This is a genomic window from Paenibacillus apiarius (genome assembly GCF_017052585.1).
Lineage (GTDB): Bacteria > Bacillota > Bacilli > Paenibacillales > Paenibacillaceae > Paenibacillus_B > Paenibacillus_B apiarius.
Window position 1 is genome coordinate 4,349,190 of the sequence record NZ_JAFFHZ010000001.1, and the last position, 12,954, is coordinate 4,362,143.

Here is a 12,954-nt window from a genome sequence, read left to right on the forward strand (position 1 = left end):
GAATCAGCAGACAGTAGATGAATGATCTGCTGATTCTTTGTGTGACCTACCAATTGACCGTCAATTGTACCGTAATTTGCTTATCGGAAATGGCGACGTCAGTCGCTTCTAAGAAAGAAACGAGCTTTTGCGGATAGAAGCCTAAATCAAATTCTTGTTCTAATTCTTGACGGGTTGTATCCGGGAGCTCCAGGCCGTTGAACAGCATGCGATCCACGTGAAACAAAATCCTGTTCTCGGGTTCTGCTTCCAATGTATAATGGCCTTCAATATGGACGCTTAAGCCGGAACGTTCTCCTTCGGCCGCGATAACGTCTTCTTTGAACCGGAAGAAGAATTGGTCGAACATCGGATCCTGCTCACGCAGAAATCGATTTAGCTCTTCCTCTTGTATCGTTATCGTATAGTTTTTGCCGTTCATGCTGACTCCGCCGTTTTTTTGCACGAAATCCGGGAGCTTCTGCATAGCACCGGCGAGTGCGCGGAAATAGTGCCTAACTTCGAAGAGCCCGACGTTCTGCCAATACGTCGTGAATTCTTGAATAAGACGGCTCATGGCTTGCGGGTCGCTGCTGTCGGCCAGATTCGTATCGAATGTCTCCTGAAGTGCCGTCAAGCGATCGCGCTGATCGACCAATCGCTTGCGCACTGCAATGAGTTCCTGTTCGGTTTGCGCCAAATTGCGCCGCAGCTGATTCAGTGTGGCCAATTGGCTGGAATATTGCTCCAATATTTCTTGGTCCGAATAAAAAAGCAGTTGAAAATAATCAAGTAGCAAGAATAAATCATCAAGCTCATCCGCAGACATGATAGCTTGCAGCATCATGTCGCGTTCGCCAATATAATAAGCGCGCAGAACGCGTCCCGCTTGCTCGCGTTTGTGCTCAAAAGCGGCCTCCTGCTTCAAAATTTCGGATTCTGTCTGCTTGCGGCTGGCGGCAGCTTCGGATTCTCGTTGCGAAATCCGGTTAATTTCTTTGTCAAGCTCTGTAATAGACAAGCTCTGTTGGAGCAGTTGCTTCTCCTCAGCGGTTGGCTGCTTGTTCCATGCCGCAGGCATTGTCTGTTCTGCGCGTGTCGCACCGGGGACCAAGGAGACGATAAATAGAATGATTAGCAGCGTAATGAATGCGCGGTGCACACGCTTAACTTGATGCATCAGGGTACCCCCTTTTAAACGGTTTGCACAACATTATCGTATGTTGGGATACGGTTGGACATGACCTGTTTGCACACTCTCGCAATAATCGTCATGCAAAGACTATGTATGACTGCCTCTAACTGAGCAGAAAGGAAGGACTGCATGTTTCATTATCAGCCTAACTCCGTTCTCATTCAATACTTAATTCATCAAATTAAACTTTCTTCCCGTCAAGCCATCCCTTTTTCCAGTTTTATGGAAATATGTTTATACCACTCAACGGAGGGCTATTATATGTCAGACCGCCCCAAGATTGGCCGGGACGGAGACTTCTACACAAGCTCGAATATCGGCACGATAATGGGTGACATGCTGGCCGTCTATATACAGCGGCGCGCCAAGGAACGAGGCTGGGACCCCCGCTCGATTACGATTGTAGAGTGGGGGGCGGGCACGGGGCGCCTCGCAGCGCAAATCCATCAACGGTTGCGGCTCGATCGGTTCGAAGGCTATCAGCACGCGATTATCGAAACGAGTCCGTATCATCAGCGGGTGTCAAGGCAGCTTTTGGAGAACGAGCATATCCCCGTATTATGGTGGAACGAGGAGACGTTCCGCCAGGAAGCGACGCGGCGGCGCATTTTCTTTATCGCGAATGAACTGCTTGACGCCTTTCCCGTAGAGCGTGTTCGTCACCGTAACGGACGATATGAACAGTGCTTCGTCACATGGGATGCAGGTAAAGAACAATTCATGCCACGGTGGCTCGCGGCGTCACCCGAGGTTATTGCCTGGATGGAACGCCATCATGTCGAATTGTCGGATAATCTGATTTTCGACGCGGGCATGGCCATGTCCAGTTGGTTAAGCACCGTGCTGCGTCAGGCGCAAGAGGCTGAGTTCGTGTTCATTGATTACGGTGACGGCACGAACGAATTAACGGCGGCCCACCGAATGGAAGGGACGCTGATGTGCTATCATCGCCACCAAGCGCACGATAATCCATGGATACATATCGGCGAGCAGGACATGACGTCGATGGTTGATTTTGATGTATGCCGACGGGTTGCCACACAAGCGAAAGCGTGGATTACAGGGTATTCAACCCAGAAAGCGTTCTTGTTGGAACAAGGGTTGTTGAATGAATTGCAGGATCATGGCAGCCTCGATCCGTTCAGCCCCGAATCTCGGCGCAATCGGGCGATACGGCAGCTGTTGTTAAGCGATCAGATGAGCGAACGGTTTCACGTTTTGCTTTTGTCCCGGGGCACCTGATGGCGATCACAATCATTTGTAAAATAGAGAACGGCCGAAACCCTCAGGGTTTCGGCCGTTGTTGTTCGTTATCGCTTCTGTAACGCTTTTGCGTCATTAGGTCAATTCGTCAGAACAGGGCAGGGATTCCTAGAATGGCTTGCCCATGATGAAGACGGTCCAGTACGAAAAACCGCTAAAGCATACAATCATGTACGCCCAGAACAGGAGTATGTATGTACGCTCTGACAATTTCAAATAACCTAACAGTACGAAGAAGGCGGTCTGCATGAAGAACAGCAATGCCATTTCAATCATATCTCCAGCAAACGCCATCAGACCGATGACTAATGTCCAGAAGCCGAGTACGCGATACATCCGTGCCACGATTCATCCCCCTCTCGTTACGATCGGTCCAACTTTTTCTAATGACATTATAGCCCTGATGGTACTTTGTGTAAACTGTTAAACGTGACGAATTGGAAAATCTTTTATGTCAGCGCCGTTGAAATGTGATATAACGCATGGACACCAGCACGTATGTTTCCTAGGAAAAATGGATATACATTTTAATATCCGATAGATTCTATGAACTCTACCATGGGCATAGAGATGGAATAAGCGGTTTTATTACCGTCAGTCCTTCTTCGTTCAACACTTTGTTATTGTTGGTCGAAAGGGGGGGGGCTGTATACAACGAATATGATGAGCGATGTCGTTAGGAGGTTATAGCATGACAGCAATTAGACAAGATGCATGGACAGCAGATGATGATTTAATTTTGGCGGAAGTTACATTACGGCATATCCGAGAGGGCAGCACGCAATTGGCCGCGTTCGAGGAGGTCGGAGAAAAGATTGGCCGCACGTCGGCAGCATGCGGATTCCGGTGGAACAGTTGCGTGCGTAAAAAATATGAAGCCGCGATTCAATTGGCGAAGGCGCAGCGGCAAAAACGAAACTTTTTGAAAAAGCAGCCTTTAGGTGCTCAGGTCGCATCTATCACGCTGAATGAAGGGGAAGAAGTCGCGCTAAAATCAGAGATGATTACAGAAGATTCCCTTTCTATGGATATGGTCATTCGTTATCTGCGTCAATGGCGAAATAACTATCAGGATATATCCCGCCATATGAAGCATATGGAGAAAGAATTGCAAGACAAAGAGGAACAGTGCAATCGGCTGCGGCAAGAGAACGAACAGTTGTCGCGGCAAGTGAATGCAGTGCAGACCGACTATCGTACTGTAAATGATGATTATAAAGCGCTTATACAAATTATGGACCGAGCCCGTCGATTGGCGATCTTGAGCGAGGAAGAAGAAGAAACGAAGACGCGTTTTCGCATGGATGCGAACGGGAACCTGGAGCGCATTGAATAAAGGATATGAAAACGGCAGCGGCAAGGAAAGCACCTGGCGAGAGAAGAATCTCTCACTTGGCGCTTTTTTTGTTTTTTTCGGATCTGTCTGTTATAACTAAGGAATTAGAGAAAAAAAGCACAAGGAGGGAAATGGATGCATATCGATATTATCGGCGCCGGGTCACTTGGGATGTTGTATGCGGCCCGTTTCCAGGCCGGGCGTTCCAAGCGGTCCATGGGTGATGAGCGCCTCGGCGGGGTTCGCCTATGGACCCGGACGGCAGAGCAGGCCCGGGTTATACAAGCTAATGGCATCAGGTATACCGATCATCAAGGACAAACCCTGCACGTTTCCGGAGTGGAGGCCTATCCGCTGGAAGAAGCGAGCTCTATTCTGCATGAAGCCGAAGAGAAGGTTCGTCTTATATGGCTGTTTGTAAAGCAAACGCATATTCAGCCGATGCTGCTCGACTCCTTGCGCAGGCTGCCGCGCGCGGCTGACGCGGCGCTCATTTGTTTTCAGAACGGTGTAGGTCACGTGGAGGCCTTGTCCGGCGCGTGGCCTGCCGAAGCGATGGGACTCGCTGTGACGACTGAGGCGGCTCGCAGGCAGTCGTGGTATGAAGTCGTTCATACGGGGATGGGCTCGACATGGATCGGTCCGGCCATGCCGTCAAACAATAAGAAACATCTTCCACTTGATTTTTTAAGTTTACCGACAAAGAACTTGCTAGAAAATGCAGGATTTCAGGCGTTTGTGTCGAACAACATCGAAGAAATGATCTATCAAAAGCTGCTTGTCAACGCAGTCGTTAATCCGTTGACCGCGCTGCTGCGAGTGAAAAATGGGCAACTGCTCGCAACAGGGGAGCGCATTTCTTTAATGAAGGATCTATTTCATGAGGTGGTTGCCGTCTATAGAGCGGCGCAGTTGAAAGTAGACGTGGAGGCGGATTGGGAGCGGGTCGTAACCATTTGCCGCAATACCGCCAACAATACTTCTTCCATGCTGCAGGATATACTAGAGGGCCGCCAGACGGAATGCGACGCCATCACGGGAGCGATTATCAAGCTCGGAGCAGCGCATCAAGTCGATACGCCCGCGCATGCAATGGTGTACCGTCTCATCCAGGCAATCGAGATTGACAGCTAAGGCACTTATTTAGAGGCGGTTCATAAAGTTCCCTTGGCGGCCTTTATTGTTCACGCACAATTACCCCGAAAGGAGTGAGCCTTGACGACAATGTTGAAGTTATTGTCAGATGGTTTTGTCCTGTTCTCGATTCTTCCCTTTTTTCCGTTTATTATAGCTTGGTTTATCGGTTCATTATGGATTAGCCCGAAGAAAAAGGCATTTATGCTGGCGATGGATGTTACGACCGCATTTCTCGTTGCTTCGGTTGGCGGACTCTATAATACCATTTTAAATTCGAAGTCCGGGTTCTACTGGATATTGTTTATCATATTAATTGCTGCAGGGCTCTTAGGGGGGCTGCAGCACCGCAAGACTGGACAAATCGATATACGCAGGCTTGCGCGCATGATTTGGAGAATTTCATTTTTCATTCTAAGTTTTTTATACATAGTATTACTCATTATTGGAATTATTGTATATTGGGCAAGCGTGTAGCACGGCATGATACATATATTGACGCCATTCGCTGCAAATCTGCTTTGACGGATGGAAGCCGCATTGTGTACAATCGAGACGATAGAGAGAGGGAGGCGGCTTACATGACATTGCCATTGCTGCATATTCCGGTTCAACAACCGTTGGCAGCTCATTATATCGAACATCGATCGTCCGTTATACAATCACTATATGAGTTTCATCCGGAAGATGTAGAGAAGCGGGCCGAGTGGCTGGACGGAGCGGACCATCTGAGAGCGGATCGCACCGAATTGGCAGAAGTGCTGCGCAAATATAATCGGCAGGTGAACAATCACCCGGCCGTACTGGACGCGATTGATCGATTGGTGCGGAGCGAGGCGCTTGTCGTCGTGGGAGGCCAGCAGGGGGGCTTGTTGACAGGGCCGCTGTTAGTTATATATAAAGCGGTATCCATCATTCGTATGGCGCAGGAAGCAGAAGCCAGACTAGGGCGTCCGGTCATTCCGGTCTTTTGGATTGCCGGAGAGGATCATGATTTTGATGAAGTCAATCATACTTATGTATTGAATCAGGAGCCGGCGGTGCAACGGGTCCGCATTGGGAAGCCACATGACTTGCGGGCCCCGGTCAGCCATGTGAAGCTTGAACCGTCTGCATGGGAGGCCGTGCTGGCGGAAGTGGAGGAGTTGATGCCATCGACTGAATTCAAGCCGGCGCTGATGGATCAGCTGCGGCAGATGGCAAAGTCTTCAACGCTCTCAGACGCCTTTGCCTCCATGATAGGGCGTCTGTTTGGCGAATACGGACTAGTGCTGATCGATTCAGCCGATCCGTCCATCCGGCAGTTGGAAGCTCCGATGTTCCAGGTTATCGTCGAGGAGAATGAACGTTTGGAGGAAGCTTATGCAAAGAGCGAGCACGACTTGAGTGCAATGGGCTATTCACCGCAAGCGGAGCGTTCCGATCATGGCGCAAACCTGTTCGTCATCCATGAAGGCGAGCGTCAACTGCTCCACAAAGAAAACAGCCGCTTTGTCGATCGGCACCGCACGCTCTCGTTGAGCAAAGCGGAGCTGTTGATTAAAGCCGAGACTAGCCCGGAGGAACTGAGCAACAACGTCTTGACACGTCCTTTGATGCAAGAATTTTTATTTCCGGTCTTGGCGACGGTGCTTGGCCCCGGGGAGATTGCTTATTGGGCGCAGACGAAGCAAGCCTTTCGGACGCTTGGCATGCGGATGCCGATTATATGGCCGAGAATGGGCTTCACGTGTATGGAAGGCACGCTCCAGAAGCTGCTTGTCAAATACGATTTGACGGTAGAGGATGTCATCCATCATTATGAAGAGAAGAAGGAATTATGGCTGAAGTCGCAGGATGAGCTTCATCTGGATGAACGCTTCGGCGAGCTGCGCCATGATGTGGATGCGCGTTATCGCGACATGCTGAATGTCCTGAACGATGCGTTGCCGGCCTTAGGGCGTCTCGGCGAGACGAATCATACCAAGGTGCTGGAACAGATTGATTTCCTCCATCACCGGGCCAAGGATGCTTTGCAGAAGCAGCATGAATCTGGATTGCGGCAATGGGAACGGCTGAAGGTGGCGTTTTACCCGAATAATAAACCGCAAGAAAGAGTCTTGAATATGATCATGTATGCCTGTCGTTACGGAGAAGGTTGGTTCAAGCCGGCAATGGATGCGCCGGTCGTATGGAAAGGCGAGCATCGCCTGATTACGCTTTAGATCACGTCAGCAAGGCCAGTAATGCCAACTAAATTATGATGTGGGAGGATGAACGTACCGATGAATAACGCAAATGCTGTAAACAACAGTGTTATCCGTGATATCGCTTTAGCTCCGGAAGGCCATTTGAAAATTGAGTGGGTACAGGCTCATATGCCCGTACTGAACCGCATTCGCGAACAATTTGAAGCCGAGCAGCCATTCAAAGGCTTGAAGGTTGCCATTTCCCTGCACTTGGAAGCCAAGACGGCTTATCTTGCCAAAGTGGTTCAAGCCGGGGGCGCACAGGTGACGATAACTGGCAGCAATCCGCTGTCAACGCAAGATGACGTATGTGCGGCGCTTGTGGAAGACGGAATTACGGTGTTTGCAAAGTATGATCCGGAACCGGAAGAGTATAAGCAATTGCTTATTCAGACGCTGGAGACGAAGCCGGATCTGATCATCGATGACGGCGGCGATTTGATTTCGATCCTCCACTCGGAACGGCCTGATCTGAGAGACCAGGTCCGCGGCGGTGCAGAGGAGACGACCACAGGCATTCTGCGTTTGAAAGCGATGGAGAAAGACGGCACGCTCCAATTCCCTATGGTTGCGGTAAACGATGCATTTTGCAAATATTTGTTCGATAACCGCTACGGAACCGGTCAATCCGTATGGGATGGCATTAACCGCACGACGAATTTGGTCGTTGCCGGAAAGACCGTCGTAGTAGTCGGATACGGCTGGTGCGGCAAAGGTGTTGCGATGCGGGCGAAGGGCCTTGGCGCGAACGTCATCGTAACGGAAATCGACGCGATTAAAGGTGTGGAAGCCTACATGGACGGCTTCACGGTGCTGCCGATGAGCGAAGCGGCCCGTATCGGGGATATCTTCGTCACCGTGACGGGGAATCGCGACGTCATCCGGGGCGATCATTACGATGTGATGAAGAATGGTGCGATTCTGTCCAATGCCGGCCACTTCGATATCGAGGTGAACAAGCCGGAATTGGAAGAACGTTCGCAAGGAGTGCGCACAGTTCGCAAAAACATCCAAGAATACAAGCTGAAAGACGGACGCAGCATTTACGTGCTCGCGGAAGGCCGCTTGGTCAATTTGGCAGCAGGCGACGGCCATCCGGCAGAGATTATGGATATGACATTTGCGCTGCAGGCGATGTCGTTGAAGTATGTGAACGAGCAATACGAGCGCATCGGCAAGGCGGTAGTCAATGTGCCTTATGAGCTGGATGAGCAGGTAGCTCGCTTTAAGCTGGAGTCGCTTGGAATTTCGATTGACACGCTCACTGCGGAGCAAGCTTCCTACCTCGACAGTTGGCAAGAACATTAGTCGGGCATACAGCAGGTCGTTCAATAATTCCTTTTTATGACGAAGCATCCTAAGAGGTTGAAAATATACGCGATAGAAGAATGCCGTCATCAGCCATGAAGCTGGTGACGGCTATTTTTTAGATATTCGCGTGCTTGCTGGAGCAAACCGTGCTTTTTTATTTCCTGTGCAACAAATGATTTCCAGCCCCCGTCAGCAGGTTTAGAGTATAATGCATCTAGAACATCTATACGATACACCCATACGAGCATCATCCCGCGGCAAAAGGAGATCCAAATAACCCATAATCAACTAATAGAAAAATCCTGCTCATTAGCAGGATTTTTTGTGTTTATGGCGAAGTACAAACGTTGTGGAGGAAAGTGGAGCCCAGTGGTGGATTTAGGGGGAGGAGTGGTGGCGGATGTTTATGGGCGAATATCAACATAACATCGATGACAAAGGCCGCATGATCATTCCTGCCAAACTGCGCGATTCCTTAGGCTCCAACTTTGTGTTGACACGAGGCTTGGATCAATGTTTATTTGTTTATCCCATGGATGAATGGGGCTTGCTTGAGCAGAAGCTGAAGGCATTGCCTCTGATGAAGGCCGATGCACGCGCCTTCACTCGCTTTTTCTTTTCGGGAGCAACCGAATGTGAATGGGACAAACAAGGCCGCATCAACATCCCCAACCATTTGCGCCAATATGCGCACCTTGATAAAGAATGCATGGTAATCGGCGTGCAGAACCGAGTGGAGATTTGGAGTAAAGACGCTTGGGAACAATATGTACAGCAGTCGGAATCTACGTTTAATGAAATTGCCGAAACGTTGGTGGACTTTAATTTTTAGACGTTCACCATCATGGTGGCGTCAATTATTGCAGCATAGATGGAAACCGATATACTAGGAGGAATTTACGTTGTTTCATCATATTACCGTGCTAAAAGAGGAGTCAGTCGAAGGTCTGCGTATTCGTCCTGACGGAATATATGTCGACTGTACTTTGGGTGGTGCGGGACATAGCGAACGAATCGCTTCCATGCTGTCTGAGTCAGGACGGCTCATTGCGCTGGATCAAGATGATTGGGCGCTTGAGAACGCCAAATCCCGCCTAGCTCCATATATGGATCGGGTGACTTTAATCAGGAAGAACTTTCGTCATTTAGAGGAGGCTTTGCTGGAAGCTGATGTACCGCAATCGGATGGGATTCCGCTTGTGGATGGCATCTTGTTCGACTTGGGCGTATCATCGCCGCAGCTTGACGAAGGCGAGCGCGGATTCAGTTATAATCATGATGCGCCGCTTGATATGCGGATGGATCAAAATGCGGAATTGACCGCGCACGAAATCGTTAACGACTGGCCGGAAGCAGACATTGCCCGCATTTTGTTCGAATACGGAGAAGAGAAATTCGCACGGCGAATTGCCCGGGAAATGGTCGCCGCAAGAGCGAAGCATCCGATCGAGACCACCGGAGAGTTAGCAGAACTGGTGAAGGCAGGCATACCAGCGGCGGCAAGACGTACAGGAGGCCATCCTGCCAAACGAAGCTTTCAGGCGCTCAGAATAGCGGTGAATGACGAACTTGGCGCATTCGAGGATGCGCTGCATCAAGCGGTTCGCTGCTTGAAGCGGGAGGGAAGAGTTGCCGTAATCACTTTTCATTCGCTCGAAGATCGGATATGCAAGCGAATTATGAACAGCTATGTGGGCAAATGCCAATGTCCGCCTGATTTGCCGATGTGCGCATGTGGCAAAACCGAAATATTGACGTTGGTAAAGCGTAAGCCGATTGTCCCTAGTGATGAGGAATTGACACTCAATCCGCGTTCGCGTTCGGCAAAATTGCGCGTTGCAGAAAAAATGATATAAGGGGGAAAGCAGAAAATGGCATATGTGCGTGGCAATTTGGCAGTACGACCAGAACGACAGCAACAACGGACACCAAAGTACCGCCAGACGAAAAAGACGGTAACTCGCAAGGCTGCGCTTCCTACACGGGAGAAGCTGCTCTATTTATTCACCGTCCTGCTCTGTGCGGCGGTAGCTTTTTTTATCATCTCGCGCTACGCACATATCTACAACGCGAATTTGCAAGTGCAAGAGATGAAGCGGGCGACCGTGGATCTTAACAACGAAGCATCGGTATTGCGTGTAGAAATAGAGAAGTTGTCAGAATGGAAACGAATCGAGCAATTTGCTAAAGAAAATGGACTCGTCACACCAGAGCAGCCTCTGGAAATAGAAGTATACAAACAAGTAGGGAACGAATAAACGAGGGATGAAGATGGTCAAACGAATTAAGTTGCGCACGTTGGCGATCGGGGGTTTATTCACCCTCTTTTTTGTTGTCATCGTAGGGCGATTGTTCTGGTATCAAGTGTGGAATCACGAGTTCTGGATGAACGAGGCCAAGGCATCGTGGTCGGTCAAACGCGATCTGGCGCCGACCCGCGGCACAGTCTATGATCAGAAGGGTGAAGTGTTGGTGATGGATGCGCCCGCTTATACGGTGGCGGTCGGTCCTAAAGTCATTCAAGAGCTGAGGACCAAGAGCGAGCTGATAGAGGAAAGCATTGACGTTGAGCGGCTAATAGTGGATGAGCTGCATAAAGTGCTGAAAAAGCCGGAAAACGAGTTGTATGATTTGGTGCGCAGCAAAAGAGACAACGGTGAATATTATATCAATCGCGAGGTTCGCAGCGAAGGTTGGAAGGTTGAAGAAGAGACGGCGGAGCAGCTCCGTCAATTTGTGAGCGATCTGAAAAAGGAGACCGGATACAAGGACGTCGGTCTTTATTTAATGCCGGAGGTAAAGCGGTTCTATGCCAAAAACAACTTGGCATCGCACGTGCTCGGTTATACGGATAAGCAAGGCGAGCCTGTCGGCGGCATCGAGGAAATGTTTGACGAGCAATTAAAAGGGACGTCAGGCGTCATTCAATATGAAAAAGACCGGATCGGCAACAAGCTGCCGACTGCTTCGGAAGTATATAAGCCCGCGAAGGATGGGCAGAACATCTATCTGACCATCGATCGCACGATTCAGCAATATATCGAAGATGAAATGCGGGAGGTATATAACAGATACAGCCCGAACAGCATGACCGTCATCGCAGCCGATCCGAAGACGGGCGACATATTAGGTATGGCGAATATGCCGGATTTCAATCCGAATAAGTATTGGGAAGCGAAAGACATCCGGAACTTCTATAATCCAGCCATTCAAGCGCGTTACGAGCCGGGCTCGACCTTCAAAATCGTTACGTTGGCGGCCGCAGTGCAGGAAGGCATATTCGACCCGAATGCGTACTTCCAATCCGGGAAAATTCGCGCAGGCGGACGAACGATTCATGACGTTCGCACTGACTGGGGGACGATTACCTATTTGGAAGGGTTGAAACGTTCGAGTAATGTCGCTTTCGTCAAGTTGGGCTTTGAGCAGTTGCAAGAAGAAAGACTGAAATCATATATTGAAAAGTTTGGATTCGGTCAACCGACGGGAATTGAACTGCTATGGGAAAACAGCGGAAAGATTCTATTCGAATACCCTGCCGACGTTGCTGCCGCATCGTACGGCCACGGTAAAGTATTGGTGACGCCGATTCAACAGATTATGGCGGTATCCGCCGTCGCGAACGGCGGCAAGCTGTTGAAGCCGCATCTCGTGCGCAAGACGGAAGATCCGGTTACCGGCAAGGTAACGGAACGTGAGCCCGAGATCGTGAGGCAAGTCATCAAGCCGGACGTTGCGAAACAGGTAAGCGAATATTTGGAGCAGGTCGTTGCCGATCAGAAGATTGGTACAGGTAAAAATGCCTATATCGACGGCTACCGCGTAGCCGGAAAGACCGGTACCGCCTTGAAGGTTATCAATGGCGAGTATGACAATGAGCGTGCGGTCGTATCGTTCGTCGGCTTTGCTCCGGTGGAAGATCCGCGCATCGCCATCCTTGTCGTCGTCGATGATCCGAAAGATTACTGGGCAGGCGGCGGCTTTGTAGCTCCGTACATGTTCAAAAAGATAGCGAGCCAATCGCTACGTTATATGGGAGTGCCGACATCCTATGAGATGAAGGACAATGACGGCAAGAAAGGTCCTGTGCCTGTTATTAAGGCGCCTAATATTCAAGGAATGAAGCCATATGACGCAAAACAAAAATTAGCAGAAAATGGGATTGTTTTCGAAACGGTCGGAGCCGGAAGCGTCGTGAAGCGGCAATATCCAGCTGCAGGCGAACCGATTGCTGCCGGGCAGCGCGTTTATTTGCTCACGGATGAGCCGGAGAAGCTTCCGCTGCCAAATCTGAAAGGCAAGTCTTTGCGTGACGTCATGGAAATCACGTCTCTGTTGCATTGGAAGGTGCGGGTTGACGGAGAAGGCTACGTAACGGAACAGAAGACATTGACGGAGAATGGCCAGCGCATCGTTGAAATTAAATTGGCGCCGAAAAGAACGTAGCTTGTTCTAACCCCTGGTTGTCCCGAATAGGTTGGTTATGAACCAATGTCGGACAAAGGAGG

The 12,954-nt window shown here is 49.9% G+C and carries 12 protein-coding genes; 10 read left to right on the top strand and 2 right to left on the bottom strand.

The genetic code is table 11. The features are described 5' to 3' along the window. Positions 1 to 46: 46 nt before the first annotated feature. Positions 47 to 1,159: a hypothetical protein gene (locus tag JSQ80_RS19450; protein WP_206096382.1), complete on the bottom strand. Its 1,113-nt coding sequence runs from the start codon at positions 1,157 to 1,159 to the stop codon at positions 47 to 49. A 276-nt stretch (positions 1,160 to 1,435) separates the two neighbouring features. On the opposite strand from JSQ80_RS19450, the gene JSQ80_RS19455 reads away from it, so the two are divergent. Next, positions 1,436 to 2,416, top strand: a complete 981-nt coding sequence (locus JSQ80_RS19455) for an SAM-dependent methyltransferase (protein WP_240463726.1) — start codon at positions 1,436 to 1,438, stop codon at positions 2,414 to 2,416. Positions 2,417 to 2,545: 129 nt separating this feature from the next. On the opposite strand, the gene JSQ80_RS19460 is transcribed toward JSQ80_RS19455, so the two are convergent. Continuing rightward, positions 2,546 to 2,782, bottom strand: a complete 237-nt coding sequence (locus JSQ80_RS19460) for a DUF2626 domain-containing protein (RefSeq protein WP_019420658.1) — start codon at positions 2,780 to 2,782, stop codon at positions 2,546 to 2,548. A 346-nt stretch (positions 2,783 to 3,128) separates the two neighbouring features. On the opposite strand from JSQ80_RS19460, the gene JSQ80_RS19465 reads away from it, so the two are divergent. The 9 genes from JSQ80_RS19465 to JSQ80_RS19505 all read left to right on the top strand — a co-directional run bounded on the left by JSQ80_RS19465 (position 3,129) and on the right by JSQ80_RS19505 (position 12,892). Further along, a complete protein-coding gene (locus tag JSQ80_RS19465; RefSeq protein ID WP_206096384.1) occupies positions 3,129 to 3,773 on the top strand; it encodes an RsfA family transcriptional regulator in 645 nt (214 codons plus the stop codon). A gap of 135 nt (positions 3,774 to 3,908) precedes the next feature. Further along, entirely contained in the window at positions 3,909 to 4,907 is a 999-nt protein-coding gene (locus JSQ80_RS19470; RefSeq protein ID WP_206096385.1) for a ketopantoate reductase family protein, read from the top strand. Positions 4,908 to 4,997: 90 nt separating this feature from the next. Next, on the top strand, positions 4,998 to 5,384 hold the full coding sequence (locus JSQ80_RS19475; RefSeq protein ID WP_087432620.1) for a DUF3397 domain-containing protein: 387 nt from the start codon (positions 4,998 to 5,000) through the stop codon (positions 5,382 to 5,384). A gap of 104 nt (positions 5,385 to 5,488) precedes the next feature. Next, positions 5,489 to 7,111, top strand: coding sequence for a bacillithiol biosynthesis cysteine-adding enzyme BshC (bshC, locus tag JSQ80_RS19480; protein WP_206096386.1), 1,623 nt, complete (start codon positions 5,489 to 5,491; stop codon positions 7,109 to 7,111). A gap of 60 nt (positions 7,112 to 7,171) precedes the next feature. Then, the gene (locus JSQ80_RS19485; RefSeq protein ID WP_206096387.1) at positions 7,172 to 8,443 is read left to right on the top strand and encodes an adenosylhomocysteinase; all 1,272 of its coding nucleotides are present in this window, start codon (positions 7,172 to 7,174) and stop codon (positions 8,441 to 8,443) included. Positions 8,444 to 8,846: 403 nt separating this feature from the next. Further along, entirely contained in the window at positions 8,847 to 9,278 is a 432-nt protein-coding gene (mraZ, locus tag JSQ80_RS19490) for a division/cell wall cluster transcriptional repressor MraZ (RefSeq protein WP_087432623.1), read from the top strand. Positions 9,279 to 9,348: 70 nt separating this feature from the next. After that, entirely contained in the window at positions 9,349 to 10,302 is a 954-nt protein-coding gene (gene rsmH / locus JSQ80_RS19495) for a 16S rRNA (cytosine(1402)-N(4))-methyltransferase RsmH (RefSeq protein WP_087432624.1), read from the top strand. Between the two features lie 15 nt (positions 10,303 to 10,317). Further along, positions 10,318 to 10,704 carry a cell division protein FtsL gene (ftsL, locus tag JSQ80_RS19500; protein WP_206096388.1) on the top strand — a complete coding sequence of 129 codons (387 nt, stop codon included), beginning with the start codon at positions 10,318 to 10,320 and terminating at the stop codon, positions 10,702 to 10,704. A gap of 13 nt (positions 10,705 to 10,717) precedes the next feature. Continuing rightward, positions 10,718 to 12,892, top strand: coding sequence for a penicillin-binding transpeptidase domain-containing protein (locus tag JSQ80_RS19505; protein WP_206096389.1), 2,175 nt, complete (start codon positions 10,718 to 10,720; stop codon positions 12,890 to 12,892). Positions 12,893 to 12,954 lie beyond the last annotated feature (62 nt).